Source organism: Streptomyces sp. NPDC052079 (assembly GCF_040680275.1).
Lineage (GTDB): Bacteria > Actinomycetota > Actinomycetes > Streptomycetales > Streptomycetaceae > Streptomyces.
Genome location: NZ_JBFAWL010000018.1, coordinates 90,340 through 105,741, shown reverse-complemented (window position 1 = coordinate 105,741; position 15,402 = coordinate 90,340). Strand labels below are relative to the sequence as shown.

13 protein-coding genes, 1 tRNA gene and 1 pseudogene are annotated in these 15,402 nt (G+C 71.2%); 8 read left to right on the top strand and 7 right to left on the bottom strand.

Going from position 1 to position 15,402, the window contains the following annotated elements; translation table 11 throughout:
* Positions 1-20 precede the first annotated feature (20 nt).
* The 3 genes from AB0L56_RS23930 to AB0L56_RS23920 all read right to left on the bottom strand — a co-directional run bounded on the left by AB0L56_RS23930 (position 21) and on the right by AB0L56_RS23920 (position 2,804).
* Positions 21-836, bottom strand: coding sequence for a chitosanase (locus tag AB0L56_RS23930; RefSeq protein ID WP_361030030.1), 816 nt, complete (start codon positions 834-836; stop codon positions 21-23).
* Positions 837-862: 26 nt separating this feature from the next.
* On the bottom strand, positions 863-1,783 hold the full coding sequence (locus AB0L56_RS23925) for a rhomboid family intramembrane serine protease (RefSeq protein WP_365426138.1): 921 nt from the start codon (positions 1,781-1,783) through the stop codon (positions 863-865).
* A gap of 127 nt (positions 1,784-1,910) precedes the next feature.
* The gene (locus AB0L56_RS23920; RefSeq protein ID WP_361030036.1) at positions 1,911-2,804 is read right to left on the bottom strand and encodes a hypothetical protein; all 894 of its coding nucleotides are present in this window, start codon (positions 2,802-2,804) and stop codon (positions 1,911-1,913) included.
* Between the two features lie 88 nt (positions 2,805-2,892).
* On the opposite strand from AB0L56_RS23920, the gene AB0L56_RS23915 reads away from it, so the two are divergent.
* The 5 genes from AB0L56_RS23915 to AB0L56_RS23895 all read left to right on the top strand — a co-directional run bounded on the left by AB0L56_RS23915 (position 2,893) and on the right by AB0L56_RS23895 (position 9,495).
* Positions 2,893-3,267 carry a chorismate mutase gene (locus tag AB0L56_RS23915; RefSeq protein WP_361030039.1) on the top strand — a complete coding sequence of 125 codons (375 nt, stop codon included), beginning with the start codon at positions 2,893-2,895 and terminating at the stop codon, positions 3,265-3,267.
* A gap of 111 nt (positions 3,268-3,378) precedes the next feature.
* Positions 3,379-3,921, top strand: a complete 543-nt coding sequence (locus AB0L56_RS23910; RefSeq protein WP_365426134.1) for a response regulator — start codon at positions 3,379-3,381, stop codon at positions 3,919-3,921.
* A gap of 48 nt (positions 3,922-3,969) precedes the next feature.
* Positions 3,970-6,555 (top strand): aminopeptidase N, encoded by a 2,586-nt coding sequence (gene pepN, locus AB0L56_RS23905; protein WP_365426131.1) that lies wholly within the window; start codon positions 3,970-3,972, stop codon positions 6,553-6,555.
* Positions 6,556-6,724: 169 nt separating this feature from the next.
* Positions 6,725-8,092, top strand: a complete 1,368-nt coding sequence (locus AB0L56_RS23900) for an aminotransferase class V-fold PLP-dependent enzyme (RefSeq protein ID WP_365426128.1) — start codon at positions 6,725-6,727, stop codon at positions 8,090-8,092.
* On the top strand, positions 8,089-9,495 hold the full coding sequence (locus tag AB0L56_RS23895; protein WP_365426125.1) for a SidA/IucD/PvdA family monooxygenase: 1,407 nt from the start codon (positions 8,089-8,091) through the stop codon (positions 9,493-9,495). Before AB0L56_RS23900 ends, AB0L56_RS23895 begins: the two co-directional genes overlap by 4 nt.
* A 13-nt stretch (positions 9,496-9,508) precedes the next feature.
* On the opposite strand, the gene AB0L56_RS23890 is transcribed toward AB0L56_RS23895, so the two are convergent.
* From AB0L56_RS23890 to AB0L56_RS23880, 3 genes and pseudogenes are all read right to left on the bottom strand, one after another.
* On the bottom strand, positions 9,509-11,314 hold the full coding sequence (locus tag AB0L56_RS23890; RefSeq protein ID WP_365426122.1) for a 5'-nucleotidase C-terminal domain-containing protein: 1,806 nt from the start codon (positions 11,312-11,314) through the stop codon (positions 9,509-9,511).
* A gap of 125 nt (positions 11,315-11,439) precedes the next feature.
* A pseudogene (locus AB0L56_RS23885) lies at positions 11,440-11,831 on the bottom strand (hypothetical protein).
* Between the two features lie 90 nt (positions 11,832-11,921).
* Positions 11,922-12,596 carry a UbiD family decarboxylase domain-containing protein gene (locus AB0L56_RS23880; protein WP_365426207.1) on the bottom strand — a complete coding sequence of 225 codons (675 nt, stop codon included), beginning with the start codon at positions 12,594-12,596 and terminating at the stop codon, positions 11,922-11,924.
* On the opposite strand from AB0L56_RS23880, the gene AB0L56_RS23875 reads away from it, so the two are divergent.
* Together AB0L56_RS23875 and pyk are read left to right on the top strand one after the other, a co-directional pair.
* On the top strand, positions 12,545-12,793 hold the full coding sequence (locus tag AB0L56_RS23875; protein WP_365426203.1) for a helix-turn-helix transcriptional regulator: 249 nt from the start codon (positions 12,545-12,547) through the stop codon (positions 12,791-12,793). The two genes, AB0L56_RS23880 and AB0L56_RS23875, sit on opposite strands and share 52 nt — an antisense overlap.
* Before the next feature lie 185 nt (positions 12,794-12,978).
* Positions 12,979-14,415: a pyruvate kinase gene (pyk, locus tag AB0L56_RS23870; RefSeq protein WP_361030069.1), complete on the top strand. Its 1,437-nt coding sequence runs from the start codon at positions 12,979-12,981 to the stop codon at positions 14,413-14,415.
* 102 nt (positions 14,416-14,517) lie between these two features.
* Here the strand turns inward: pyk and AB0L56_RS23865 are convergent.
* Positions 14,518-14,590 (bottom strand) — tRNA-Leu (locus AB0L56_RS23865).
* A 105-nt stretch (positions 14,591-14,695) separates the two neighbouring features.
* On the opposite strand from AB0L56_RS23865, the gene AB0L56_RS23860 reads away from it, so the two are divergent.
* Complete coding sequence (locus tag AB0L56_RS23860) at positions 14,696-15,352, top strand: response regulator (protein ID WP_361030072.1); 657 nt, start codon at positions 14,696-14,698, stop codon at positions 15,350-15,352.
* The last annotated feature ends 50 nt before the right edge of the window (positions 15,353-15,402 follow it).

The following is a 15,402-nucleotide window of genomic DNA, read 5'->3' as shown; positions in this document are numbered from 1 at the left end:
GGCGCCCCCGCATGTCCGGCTCACGCCACCTTGTAGGACACCCCGTACATCGTCCACTTCAGCGGGGTGTCGAGGTCCAGGTTGCCCTCGTTGAGGAAGCGGCGCTGGGCGGTGTCCACGCGGCTGGTGTCGTGGCCGGGGTGCAGCACCCGCATCGCCTTGCGGCGTATGTCGAGGAAGGCCGAGAGGTACGCCTTCTCGTCGCCGCCCTCCGCAGGCGTGTCCGCCCGCTTCATGGCCGCCGCGCGGATGCCGCCGAAGCTCGTGGGACCGTTACCGGGGCCGTGGTAGACGATCGCGTCGTAGTAGATGAACTGGCCCAGCGCGGACAGCCCGTCCCCCTTGGCCCGTCGCACCGCCGGGTCGAAGTACTCCCTGTCCCGCTTGGCGTCCTGCGCGGCACGGAACTCGGGGCGCTTCGCCTCCGCCTTCCACGCCGCCCTGAACCCCGGGTCCAGGCCCTCGTGCGAGTCCGTCCCGTCGACCTCGCGCAGCGCCGGCAGATAGCGGGCGAGGCCGTTGCCGGGATGGTCCTCGGTGTACTTCTCGACCAGGGTGAGCAGATCGTGCGTGCCCGTGCAGAAGCCGATGATGCCCGCGGTGTAGCCCTGGCCGTCGCCGATGTCCTCGATGTAGCCGTAGGCGCTGCGCCAGTCGAGTGTGCCGTTCTCGGCACTGGCGACTATGCGCTGAGCGAGTTCCTTCTTGGCGGGACTGGCCAGACTCGCCGCCGTCTCGTTCTTCGCCGGTGCGGGGGAGTCGGCGGACGAGCAGCCCGTCGCCGCGAGAGCGACGACGGCGACGACGGACAGGGCCGCGAGCAGGGCACGTTTCATGGGCCAAGCGTACGAAAAAAGACGGTTCAGACGGCGCCGTTGCCCAGTGCCGCGGCCTTCCCCAGGGCCAGCACGGCCAGCAGCACCAGCAGGGCGGCACAGGCAGCCGCCTGGATCAGCACCCGGTACCTGCCCCGGGGCACGTACGCGAAGACCAGCGCCACCGCACCGCCCGCCAGCAGCCCGCCGAGATGGCCCTCCCAGGACGTGACGACCGCGGAGATCACCAGCCACAGCAGCAGCCCCGCCATGAACCGGTTGACCTGGCCCAGGTCGGCCCCGACGCGCCGTGCCATGACGTAGTACGCGGCGCCCACGCCGAAGATCGCACCGGACGCGCCGACCACGGCGTCCCCGGGCGCGATGAGCAGCACCAGTACCGAACCGCCCAGCGCCGACAGCAGATACAGGGCGAGATAGTGCACCCGGCCCAGCATCGGCTCCACGAGTCGGCCCAGATTCCACAGCGCGACCATGTTCATCACGATGTGCAGGACGCCGAACGTCCCCTCCGTGGGCGGCAGATGCAGGAACGCCCCGGTCAGCATCCGGTACCACTCCCCGTCCACCACCCCCTCCGGGGTGAAGCCCCCGGGGTACGGGTCGACCCACACGTAGTGCCCGCCGTCCGGGCCGAGCAGTTCCGCGCCCACCATCGCGAACCGGTCCACGATCTCCGGCCGCACCAACTCCGCCAGATACACCAGCACGTTGAGGGCGATGAGCACATACGTCACGACCGGCACCGCCGACACGGTGCCGCCCACCACGGTGCGGGCCCGGCGTACCGAGCGCGCGCCCTCCTTCACGCACTCGGGGCACTGGTGGCCCACGGCCGCCTCCCGCATGCAGTCCGGGCAGATGTACCGCTCGCAGCGCGTGCAGCGCACGTGGCACTCCACCCGGGGATGGCGGTAGCAGGTGGTGACGGCGGACTCGGAATCCACGGGCCGGCTCCTCGGGAGGGAAGGGGGACGGACATGAGCCGGTGGGGACGGCGGCGAACAAAATAGCGAACCCCTGGACAGCGGTTCCACCGAGCACAGGGAATCATGCGGTACCGACAAGCCACCCCTAGGTGTCACACTCCAGCACCGTGCGGCACAACCCGCACCGCGCCCGCACACGTCCCTTCACCGGCACCCGGATCCGCTGATGACACGTAGGGCACGGGAACGACACCCGCAACTGGTCGTCGGCCGTGAAGCGGTACGCCACATCGCCCCGCCCCCCTTCCGCCACGGATTGGTCCTGCGCATGCCGCCGGTCCCGCGCGTACCGCCTCCGCCCCGCCCACCCCGCGGAGCGCAACGGCGGCTGCTCCCCGTCCCGCCGCGCCAGCGTCATCCCCTTCCCGTACGCCGTGTACGCCTGCGGGCTGGTGAACCACACCGACGGGTCCTCCCCGAACAGCAGCGACCGCTTCGCCAGCACGTACCCGAACTCCTCCGGCGTGAGATACCCCAGCTTCTGCGACGACGCCCCGTCCTCACGGAACGCGTCCAGCAGCAGCCACCCCGCTCCCAGGTACGTCGCCGTCGTGTCCGTCAGGATCTCGTTGTCCCGTGTCCCCGGGAACGACAGCCCCAGCCGGTGCAGATAGACATGCGCCACCTCGTGCGCCAGCGCCGCCCCGATGTCCCGCCGATGCGTACGGAACCGGTCGTTCAGCTCGATGAAGTACTCGGGCCCCGCCGCGAGTTCCACATTCGCCGCATGCGTCATCTCCCGGAACCCGACGATCGGCAGGGCGTCCGGCAACCGGTAGTGCCGCACCATCTCGCGGGCCACCCGCTGCGCACCCAGATGAAGATCGTCCGTGTCGCAGAACGCCACGTCGGCCGGCGCCACGCTCACCGAGAACGTGCTGACCGTGTCGTACGACAGCCGTTTGTACAGCGCGGTGACGGCCTCCCGCACCGTCTCCAGATGCGGGTAGCCGTGCTCCACCGGTCCGCCGTTCGCCACGTCGCACCCCCGAGCGCGCCCAGAACCCGATTCCACTGTACGGGCACCCCCAGGGGACCGCCCCGCCCGCACCGTAGGCTGACACCCCATGACCACCAGCAATGCCGGCGGTGACGTCGACCCCGCCGTCCGCGAGGAACTCACCAGGCTGCGCGACAGCATCGACAACATCGACGCGGCCGTCATCCACATGCTCGCCGAACGCTTCAAGTGCACCCAGCAGGTCGGCCGCCTCAAGGCCGAGCACCGGCTGCCGCCCGCCGACCCGGACCGCGAGGCCCGCCAGATCGCCCGGCTGCGCGCCCTCGCCTCCGACGCCAGACTCGACCCGGCCTTCGCGGAGAAATTCCTCAACTTCATCATCGCCGAGGTGATCCGCCACCACGAGCGCATCGCCGACGACAACGCGGGCGGCGGCACGCCATCGGCGAACCGGACGACAACCTTCTCCGCCGGGGAGTGACAGGGCGGCCCGGGCGGGGCATGCTGCGCTGTGCACTCCTTGTCAGCGGGCGAGCACCGCCCGTCAGCGTCCGGACCGCCATCCGGTCCCTTACGAGGAGGGATGTGCGCCATGCCGCCCCACTCCCGGATCCTCATCGTCGACGATCACGAGGACACCCTGTACGCCCTGGAGAGCGCCCTGGCCCCGCTGGGTCACCTGCTGGGCCGGGCCACCAGCGGCGACGAGGCCCTCAAACAGCTGCTGCGCGGAAACGTGGGCCTGCTGCTCCTGGACGTTCATATGCCCGGCACCGGCGGCCTCGACGTCGTGCGCTACATGCGGCGCCTCGAACAGACCCAGCACATCCCCGTCGTCCTGCTCACCGGCTTCGCCCGCGACCGGCAGCTCGGCGCCGCCGCCTACGCCCTCGGCGTGGCCGACCTGGTCACCAAGCCCGTCGACCCCTGGGCCCTGCGCACCAAGATCCGCCACCTCTACGACGCCCACCAGCGCCGGCTCGCCCTGGAGGCGGAGATCCGCACCCTGCGCGCCCGGCTGGAGGAACGCAACGCCACCCCCGTGCATCCCGCCCTGCCCCACCCGCACGCGCACGTGGCGCCCGCCCGGCCCGCGGGGGCGCAGTCCGGGGAGCTCGAACGAGACCGGACATAGGCCCCGTACCCGATCCGCCTCTGTGCCCCGGCAACGGCATCAGGCAGCATGGCCTGCATGTCCGTACTGACGCGCGACGAAGCGCAGAACCGAGCACAGCTCCTCGACGTCCACCGCTACACGGTCGAGCTCGATCTGACCACCGGGGACGAGACGTTCGACTCCCGCACCCTGATCAGGTTCGGCGCCCGCACGGACGCGGACACCTTCGTGGAGATCAAGCCCGCCGAGCTGCGCTCCGTCACCCTCGACGGACAGCCCCTGGACCCCGGCACCCTCGACGGCAACCGGCTGCCGCTGAAGAACCTCACCGCCGGTGACCACGAACTGCGCGTGGAGGCGACCATGCGCTACTCGCGCACCGGCGAGGGCATGCACCGCTTCACCGACCCCACCGACGGCGAGACCTACGTCTACACGCAGCTGTTCATGGAGGACGTCCAGCGCGTCTTCGCCGCCTTCGACCAGCCCGACCTCAAGGCCGTCTTCGAGCTGTCCGTCACCGCCCCCCACGGCTGGACCGTCCTCGCCAACGGCATCACCGAACACACCGGCAAGGGCGTGTGGCGGGCCGCTCCCACCCCGCTGATCTCCACCTACCTCGTCGCCGTCGCCGCCGGCCCCTGGCACTCCGTGCGCACCGAACACCGCGGTCTGCCCTTCGGCATCCACTGCCGCCGCTCGCTCGCCCCGTACCTCGACGCCGACGCCGAGGAACTCCTCGACACCACCCGCGCCTGCTTCGACCGCTACCACGAGAAGTTCGAGGAGCCCTACCCCTTCGACTCCTACGACCAGGCCTTCGTCCCCGAGTTCAACGCGGGCGCCATGGAGAACCCCGGCCTGGTCACCTTCCGCGACGAGTTCGTCTACCGCTCCGCCGTCACCGACACCGAGCGCCAGACCCGAGCCATGGTCATCGCCCACGAGATGGCCCACATGTGGTTCGGCGACCTCGTCACCCTCAAGTGGTGGGACGACATCTGGCTGAACGAGTCCTTCGCCGAGTACATGGGCTACCAGACCCTCACCGAGGCCACCCGCTTCACCGACACCTGGACCGACTTCGGCGTCACCCGCAAGCCCTGGGGCTACGACGCCGACCAGCGGCCCTCCACCCACCCCGTCGCCCCCGAGAGCGTCGAGGACACCGCCTCCGCCCTGCTCAACTTCGACGGCATCTCCTACGCCAAGGGCGCCTCCGCCCTGCGCCAGCTCGTCGCCTGGCTCGGCGAGAAGGACTTCCTCGCCGGCATCAATACCCATTTCGCCCGGCACCGGTTCGCCAACGCCACCCTCGCCGACTTCATCGACTCCCTCGCCTCCGCCACCGAACGCGACGTCCACGCCTGGGCCGACGCATGGCTGCGCACCACCGGCGTCGACACCCTCGTCCCGGAGCCAAGCAACGGCGACAACGTCTACTGGCACCTGGACATCGCGCATCTGGGAGACCCCGGGGTCCAGCGGGGGCCCGACCCCGCCAAGGACCGCCCCGGGACGAAGCACGCCGGCACGCTCGTCCGGTCCGGCGGCAAGCGCCCGCACCGCATCACCATCGGCGTCTACGACCACGACCTCCACGACGCCGGCGGGCTGGTCCTGCGCGACCGCTTCGAGGCGGACATCCCCGCCGACCGGAACGTCGCCTTCAGCCCCGGCGGCACCCGCCCCGCCCTCGTCGTCCTCAACGACGGCGACCTCACCTACGCCAAGATCCGCTTCGACGCCGAGTCCCTGGACACCCTGCGCACCCGGCTGTCCGGGCTGCCCGACCCCCTCACCCGCGCGGTGGTGTGGAACGCCCTCCGGGACGCCGTCCGCGACGGCGACCTGCCCGCCGCCGACTTCCTGGACATCGCCCGCGCCCACCTCCCGCACGAGACGGACCTCGCCCTCGTCCAGGGCGTCCTCGCCTTCGCCTCCGTGCACATCGCCGACCGCTACCTCACCCCCGACCGGCGGCCGGCCGCGCTGGCCACCCTCACCGAGCTGTGCCGCGACCTGATCCGGCGCACCGAGGACGGCGACCACCCCGGTCTGCGGCTGATCGCCGTGCGGCACCGCATCGACACCGCCGCCCACCCGGACGCCCTCGCCGCCTGGTTCGCCGACGGCACCGTCCCCGGCGGCCCCGAACTCGACCCCGAGCTGCGCTGGCGCGTCCTCGCCCGCCTCGCCGTGCTCGGCGCCGTCGACGAGGACGCGATCGCCGAGGAGCTGCGCCGCGACCCCAGCGCCGCCGGCCGGGAAGGCGCCGCCCGCTGCCGCGCCGCCCTGCCCGACGCGGAGGCCAAGGCCCGCGCCTGGGAGGCCATGTTCGGCTCCGACGACCTGTCGAACTACCTGTTCACCGCCACCGCTCAGGGCTTCTGGCAGCCCGAACAGGCCGAGCTGGTACGCCCCTACGTGGCCCGCTACTACAAGGACGCCGTCGCCCTCGCCGCCCGCCGCGGACCCGCCATCGCCGAGGCCGCCGGCCGCTGGGCCTTCCCCGCCCACGCCGTCGACGCCGAGCACCTCAAGCTCGGCGAGAAGTGTCTGCGCAAGGCCGATCCGACCCCCGCCCTGCGCCGCAAGCTCGTCGACCAACTCGACGACCTGGCCCGCGCCCTGCGCGTTCAGCAGGCCTAGGTGTATTGATCACGAAAGGGGCGCCGCCGACCCGCTCGGCGGCCCCCCCCACACGCACCTCGCCAACCGGGACGTACCCCCTTTTGGGTCGGATCCCCGGGCTTTCCGGGCGCGGCACCTCATCCCCGTACAAGCTGGAGTCCTCCCGCGCACCACCTCGGAGGGCCCCATGAGCACGCCGCCACCCCTCGCCTCGGGCCCCCAAGGCTCCCGCCATCTGCGGCCGTTGATCGACACCGTCCTCGACGCCCTGGAGAGCGGCGGCAGCGCGCGGAACGGGCCGCTGCCCGCCGGGGGACCCGCCACCGTCACCGCGGCGCTGGACGCGGTCGGCGAGGTCCTGCCCGACCAGGGCGACCCCGACGCCCTGCGCACCCTGGTCCGGGTCCTCGCCGAGGGCGCCGCCGACCCCGCCCACCCCTGGTGCGCCGCCCACCTGCACTGCCCGCCCCTCGCCGTCGCGGTCGCCGCCGACCTCGCCGCCTCGGTCCTCAACCCCTCCCTCGACTCCTGGGACCAGGCCCCCGCCGCCTCCGCGCTGGAAACCCTCGTCACCCGGGCCCTCGCCCGCGAGGCCGGCCACACCGACAGCCTCGTCACCACCGGCGGCACCGAGTCCAACCAGCTCGCCCTCCTCCTCGCCCGCGAACGGCTCGGCGGCGCCGTGCGGCTCGTCCACGCGGCCGGCGCCCACCACTCACTGCCCCGCGCCGCCTGGCTCCTCGGCCTGCCCGACCTCGTCGAGATCCCCGCCCCCGCCGGCACCCTCGACCCCGCCGCCCTCGACGACGCCCTGACCCACCTGCCCGGCCCCCACCTGGTCGCCGCCACCGCCGGCACCACCGACGCCGGCCTCATCGACCCGCTGCCCGAGATCGCCGCCCGCTGCGCCGCCCACGGCGCCCGCCTCCACATCGACGCCGCCTACGGCGGGCCGCTCCTCTTCAGCGACCTCCACCGGCCCGCGCTCGCCGGCCTCGACGCCGCCGACACCATCACCCTCGACCTGCACAAACTCGGCTGGCAGCCCGTCGCGGCCGGCCTCCTGACCGTCCGCGACCCCCAGGACCTCACGGTCCTGCGGCACCACGCCGACTACCTCAACGCCGACGACGACACCGACGCCGGACTCCCCGACCTCCTCGGCCGCTCCCTGCGCACCACCCGGCGCCCCGACGTCCTCAAGATCGCCGTCACCCTCAGGACCCTCGGCCGCGCCGGACTCGGCGCCCTGGTCGACCAGGTCTGCGCCCACGCCCGGGAGTTCGCCCGGCTGGTCCGGGACGACCCGCGCCTCGAACTCCACGACCGGCCCGTCATCAGCACCGTTCTCTTCCGGCCCACCGACGCCGACGACACCTGCGTCGCGGCCCTGCGCCGGCACCTCCTCACCACCGGCCGCGCCGTCCTCGGCCGCGCCCGCGCCGACGGCAGGCTCTGGCTCAAGGCCACCCTCCTCAACCCCGCCGTGCGCACCGACGACCTGGCCGGCCTCCTCGCCCTCGTCCACCAGGCCCACGCGGAAGGACCCCGATGATCACGCCCCACGCGACCGTCCACGACCTCGTCGGCATCGGCATCGGCCCCTTCAACCTCTCCCTGGCCGCCCTCGCCCACCCCCTCCCCGCCCTCCGTACCGCCTTCTACGACCGGCGACCCCACTTCACCTGGCACCCCGGCCTGCTCCTCGACGACGCCACCCTGCAAGTGCCGTTCCTCGCCGACCTCGTGACGCTCGCCGACCCCACCAGCCCCTGGACCTTCCTCAACCACCTCAGGGCCCGCGAACGCCTCTACCCCTTCTACTTCGCCGAGCACTTCCACATCCGCCGCACCGAATACGACGCCTACTGCCGATGGGTCGCCGGCCACCTCCCGGCACTGCACTTCGGCCACCACGTCGACACCGTCCGCTGGAACCCCGAACGCGCCTTGTTCGAGGCGGACTTCACCCGGCCGGATGGCCGAGTCATGGCCGCCGGCCGCGTCCACGCACGCAACATCGTCCTCGGCATCGGCACCGAACCCTGGACGCCCGAACCGCTCCGCCCCCTCGCCGGGACTCCCGGGCTGCCCGTCGTCCACTCCGACGACTACCTCTCCCACCGTGCGACGCTCCTCGCCGCGGGCCACATCACGGTCGTCGGCACCGGACAGTCAGGCGCGGAGATCTACCTCGACCTGCTGCGCCACCGGCCCGCCGGACGGGAACGGCTCCACTGGATCGGCCGCACCGAGGCCTTCGCGCCCATGGAGTACTCCAAACTCGGCCTCGAACACTTCACCCCCGACCACACCCGTTACTTCCACGCCCTGCCCGAACCCGTCCGGGACCGGCTCGTCCCCGCCCAGTGGCAGCTCCACAAGGGCATCGACGCGGCCACCATCGCCGCCATCCACGACGAGCTCTACCGGCGCACCCTCGAAGGCGGCTGGCCCGACACCGTCCTCACCCCCGCCGTCCGCGTCCGCACCGCACGCCGCACCGGCCGGGCGGGCATCGAACTCGGCCTCGAACACATCCGGCAGGGCACCCGCACCCGGCTCACCACCGACGCCGTCGTCCTCGCCACCGGCCACCGCGCACGCCCCCTGGACCGGCTGCTCGCCCCCCTCGATCCCCACCTGCGCCGCGACCGCGCCGGCCGGCCCCGCATCGACGCACACTTCCGCCTGGTCCTCGACCGCGCCGTCACCGGCAGCGTCTACGTCCAGAACGCCGAACTCCACACCCACGGCGTCGGCACGCCCGACCTGGGACTCGCCGCCTGGCGCAGCGCCACGATCCTCAACCACCTCACCGGGCGCCGGGTCTACGCCCTGCCCGCCCGTACCGCCTTCACCACCTTCGGCCTGCGCCCACCGACGCCGGAGGTCCCGCCCGCCCGGCCGAGCACACGGCTCGGCGCGCTCGCGGACGGGACCTCAGGTCACGTGTAGCGGAGGAGGACGGTCAGAACACCGGCGTGCCGTCCCGCGTCAGTTTCCAGTCCACCGACGCGAAGTCCTTCGGGTCCAGCACGCCCTTCTCCGTCACCCACTCCGCGATCCGCGTCCGGATCTCCGTCGACTCCGACCACAGTTCCTTCGCCGACGCCACGTGCGGGAACGCGCCGCCGCCGTTCGCCCGGTAGTTGTTCACCGCGAAGACGAACTGCTGTGCGTCGTCCAGCGCCGCCCCCTCGAACATGACGTTCCTGATCCGGGAGCCGGCCGGCCGCGCGATGTCGATCTCGTACTGCAGGCCCGACACATAGTCGTAGTTGTAGTCGGGGCGGCCGTTCGCGTTCGTCAGCCGGTTGACGTCCACCGGCGCACCGGCGGCCGTCTGCGCGAAGTACTCCGCCGAGTACTCCAGGTACGCCCTGACCTGAGCGCCCGTCATCAGCTTCGCCACCAGGGTGTTGTCGTACACGTACAGGCTCGACAGATCCCGGATCGTCACCTCCCCCGCCGGGATCTCCGACGTCCGCGAGAACGGCGACGCCTGCGACAGCACCGGAAGCGAGGCGTACTCCGTGCCGGCGAGCGCCGCCCGGACCACGTCCTCCTGCACCTTGCTGATCAGGTCGATGATCGGCGCGTCCTTGTACCGTGCCTGCACCGTCGTCAGCGTCTCGGTCGCCGACCCCACCACCTGGTTGACGTACTCCACGACCTGCGCGTGTTCGTCGCTCAGCAGCCGGGTGATCCGCGGGTCGTCCGCCACCGTCGCCGCGTTCCGCAGCGACGCCTTCACCGACTCCACCCGCCAGCGGCCGCGCTCGAAGACCAGCTCGAAGTCGAACAGCGACAGCCGCTCCGCGTAGCACAGCGGCTCCGACAGCACGACGTCCCGGCCGGTCTCCTCATTGGTGACCCGCAGCTCCGCGATCTCCTGGTGTGCGTGCCCGACCAGGATCGCGTCGATCCCCGGCACCTGCCGCGCCACATTCGCCGCCGCGTTCTCCACGTACGGCAGCTGGTCACCGTACGACGACGTCCCCGAGGACCCCGAGTGCGCCGACACCACCACGACGTCCGCGCCCATCGACCGCAGCTTCGGCACCCACTTGGCCGCCTGCTCCTCCAGGCCCGGGAACGTCAACTTGCCCTGCACATATGCCTTGTCCCAGATCGCGATGCCAGGATTCGTCAGACCCAGTACCGCCACCTTCACCGGGGGAGCGCCCTTCACGGGGAACTTCTTGATGAAGTACGGCGGGAAGGCGGGCTTCAGCGTCTTCGCGTCCAGCGCGTTCGCCCCCAGCAGCGGGAAGTCGCACTGCTCCTCGAACTTCCGCAGCGTCTCGATGCCGTAGTTGAACTCGTGGTTGCCGAGCGCCACGGCGTCGTACCCGATGGCGTTCATCGCCTGCGCCATCGGATGCACCGGGCCGCCCTCGGCGGTGATCGGGTCCACCTTGGCGTAGTAGTACGTCAGCGGCGTGCCCTGGATGGTGTCGCCCGCGTCCAGCAGCAGGGTGTTGCGGCGGCCCTTCTCCCGGCGGACCTGGTCCACCAGCGTCGAAACCCGGGCCAGGCCCTGCGCGTTGCCCGCGCTGTCCGTGTACTCGGCGTCCTTGAAGTAGTCCCAGTTGAAGACGTGCCCGTGCAGATCGGTCGTGCCCATCACGGTCAGCGCGTACCGCTTCATCGGCTTCTTCCCTCGTCCCGCCTCGGCTGCCTCGGCCGCGGGAATCGCCGCCGTACCCGCCAGCGCCACCCCCGCCCCCGTCACGGCGGACCTCTTCAGAAACTTCCGGCGGTTCAACGGCATCTCAGGTTCTCCTCGCACACGACGAACAACGCGCGTAGATTCGCCCGCCGATTCTGACCTGAACACGCCCACCGGAACAGCCCCCCTCAGGTTGCGATCCGGTGTGCATCCCGGCGGGCGCGCCGTCAGCGGTGGAGCGACCAGCCGCGTTCGCGCAGGAGCGCGCTCAGGGCGGGGGCCGCGGCGGGGGCCACCATGAGCTGGATCAGGCCCGCCTGCCGGCCGGTCGCGTGGTCGATCCGCACATCCTCGATGTTGATCCCCGCGCGTCCGGTGTCCGCGAGGATCCGCGCCAGTTCGCCCGGCCGGTCGGGGCGGTGTGCGCGGGCGGCACGGCCACGAGCGCCAGATCGACCCGGCCGGGCGGCGGCTCGTCGCTGCCGGCGCCGAGCGCCACCGCCGTCCGGGCCCGGTCCGGGGCGTGGTCGGTCAGGTGAACTGTGACGCCCCGCCCGGCGAGCGCCAGGGCCGCGGATGTGCCGATCAGTCCGGTTCCGATGACCAGGGCCGTCCTCATCGGACGCCGTCCCCGGGCCGGAAGTCCGTGCCGCGGGGGAGGGCCCCGCGTTCTTCGTAGCGCTGTTCGGTGTTCACCTGCTCCATGGCGTCAGTCGTCCCAGTGGTCGAGAAGACGGCGCCGGATCCGCTCCGGATACGCCTGGGCGAACGAGCTGTGCGGGAGCCTGCCCTCGCCCGGGGCGGGCAACAGCCCGTCGTGGAAGACGATCGGGCCGGACTGCCGGGCCCGCTCCTCCGGCGTGTAGCAGTTCAGCAGCGGGTGGACGAAGCCGTACCACGCCTCCGACCGGTCCAGCGGGTGGATCCGGGTGGCCAGTGCCCACAGCAGGTCGGTGTCGTCGGCCGGGTCGATGTCGTCGTCCAGGACGAAGGTGGCCGCCGTGGCGCGACCCGGGTGGGACGTGGAGAGCACCTTGCCGATCCGGTGCGTGAGCTCGGCCGAGCCGACGCCGGGCAGCCGCTCCCGCCAGTCCTGCGGAACGGTGACCACCATCCAGTGGGACGCCGCGCGCAGCGGCGACCAGGCGGTGGTGACCGGCAGTCCGGCGGCGCGCAGTTCCGCCAGGACCTCGGCCGCCTGTCCGACCCCGGTCACGGTGTGGAACTCGTCCACCGGACGGCCCTCGGCCACCAGCGGCCAGATCGGGTCGTCGCGGTGGGTGATGGCCTCGACCGTGTACACCGGCTGCATCGACGTCTCGGTGGAGCCGTATCCGGCGAACTCGCCGAACAGGTCCTCCCGCGCGTCACGGCCGACGGACAGGTGCCCCTCGGCGCGGTCTGTCCACCAGCGGAATCTCCCAGGAGCTCCATCTGTCGCCGCACACCGTGCGCGACCACATCAAGGCGATCTTCGGCAAGCTCGGCGTCTCCAGCCGCGGCGAGCTGGTGGGCCAGTTGTTCACCGAGTACTACGATCCCGCGCCCCTGTCCCCTTCGGGCCCCGGCCGACGGGGCTGACGGTCCTCTTGACCGCTCCCGCTCACCCGTACGGCCGCCCCGGGCCCCGGGATTTGCCCTTCGCATGCTCATCGGAGCGGCCGGGCGCACACTTCAACACTTGTCAATAACCCCTCAGCGGCAGGCCGTTGAATCGTCGCCCGCAACCAAATCACTACCGACCGGTAAGGCCTAGGCTCGAGTGCATGCGTCGAGCGAAAATCGTCTGCACCCTGGGCCCCGCCACGGACTCGTACGACCAGATCAAGGCCCTGGTCGACGCAGGAATGGACGTGGCCCGATTCAACCTCAGCCACGGCGATCAGGCCGAGCACGAGGAGCGCTACCAGCGGGTCCGGAAGGCCGCCGACGAAACCGGCCGCAGTGTCGGCCTCCTCGCCGACCTTCAAGGCCCGAAAATCCGCCTTGGGCGCTTCACCGAAGGTCCGGTACTTCTTGAACGCGGCGACAGCTTCACCGTCACGGTCGAAGAAGGCGTCGAAGGCGACCGCCACATCTGCGGCACCACCTACGCCGGCCTCGCCACCGACGTCACCTCCGGCGAACGCATCCTCGTCGACGACGGAAAGGTCACCCTCGAAGTCACCGCCGTCGACGGCCCCCGCGTCCGCACCACCGTCGTCGAGGGCGGCATGGTCTCCGACCACAAGGGGCTGAACCTCCCCGGCGTCGCCGTGTCGGTACCCGCGCTCTCCAAGAAGGACGAGGACGACCTGCGCTGGGCCCTGCGTACGGGCTTCGACGTGATCGCCCTGTCCTTCGTGCGCAGCGGACGCGACATCAGGGATGTCCACCGCATCATGGACGAGGAAGGCCGCCGCCTCCCCGTCATCGCCAAGATCGAGAAGCCCCAGGCGGTCGACAGCCTCGACGAGATCGTCGCCGCCTTCGACGGCATCATGGTCGCGCGCGGGGACCTCGGCGTCGAGATGCCCCTCGAACAGGTGCCCATCGTTCAGAAGCGTGCCATCAAGCTCGCCAAGCGCAACGCCAAACCGGTCATCGTCGCCACCCAGATGCTCGACTCGATGATCGACAACGCGCGCCCCACCCGTGCCGAGGCGTCCGACGTCGCCAACGCCGTCATCGACGGCACCGACGCCGTCATGCTCTCCGGCGAGACCAGCGTCGGCAAGCACGCCGTCGACACCGTCCGCACCATGGCGCGCATCCTCGAAGCGGCCGAGGAGGACATTCTCGCCAAGGGGCTCGCGCCGCTCACCGAGCGCAACAAGCCCCGGACCCAGGGAGGCGCGGTCGCCCGCGCGGCGGCCGAGATGGGCGACTTCCTCGGCGCCCGCTTCCTGGTCGCCTTCACCCAGTCCGGCGACACCGCCCGCCGGCTGTCCCGCTACCGCTCCCCGATTCCGGTCCTCGCCTTCACCCCCGACCCGGCCACCCGCTCCCAGCTCAGCCTCACCTGGGGCGTGGAGACCTTCCTCGGCCCCCATGTGAACACCACGGACGCCATGGTCGACCAGGTCGACGACCTGCTGCTGCGGTACGCCCGCTGCGCCAAGGGCGACACCGTGGTGATCACGGCGGGTTCCCCTCCGGGAGTGCCCGGCTCGACGAACCTCGTCCGGGTGCACCACATCGGCGAGGACGACAGCCCCCGGTAGGGAAGTCCCGTGCGAGCACGCCGACGCGCGACAGAAAAGCGGATGTTCACCGAAAAGGTGGACATCCGCCGTCAAATAGTGACCTTGGATACAGAGGAAAAGTACCCCGGGTCGGATTCGAACCGACGCTGGATGGTGTTTGAGACCATTGCCTCTACCGCTGGGCTACCGGGGCGCCCTGCAAAACGAAGGTCGACGGTTACCCGCCGTGCCCCCACTTTACCGCAGCTCGGTAGGCTCTTGTCAGCAGTACCGGTCTGCCCCGCACCAAGGAGCCCACGTGAGCGCCCCCGAGTCGCCCCAGCCCGTAGACGTGCCCGACGACGACAAGTCGCACGTGCCTCCGATGACGACACGTGTCGTGATCGCCGAGGACGAGGCCCTGATCCGGCTCGATCTCAAAGAGATGCTGGAGGAGGAGGGCTACTCCGTCGTCGGTGAGGCGGGGGACGGCGAGCAGGCTGTCGAGCTGGCCCGCGAGCACCGGCCCGACCTGGTGATCCTCGACGTGAAGATGCCCAAGCTGGACGGCATCTCCGCGGCCGAGAAGATCGCCGAGGAGAGCATCGCCCCGGTGCTGATGCTCACCGCGTTCTCCCAGCGGGACCTGGTGGAGCGGGCACGGGACGCGGGAGCGATGGCGTACCTGGTGAAGCCGTTCAGCAAGAGTGACGTGGTGCCGGCGATCGAGATGGCGGTGTCGCGGTTCACGGAGCTCAAGGAGCTGGAGCGCGAGGTCGCGGATCTGAGCCTGCGGCTGGAGACGCGGAAGCTGGTGGACCGCGCCAAGTCGGTGCTGCAGACGCAGTACGGGCTGACGGAGCCGGCGGCGTTCCGGTGGATCCAGAAGACGTCGATGGACCGGCGGATGTCGATGCAGCAGGTGGCCCAGGCGGTCATCGACGACGCCGAGGAGAAGAAGGCGTCGAAGGAATAGAGCCCGGCCGGCACGAGCCCAGCGGCACGAAGAGGCCCGCGTCCCCCGCA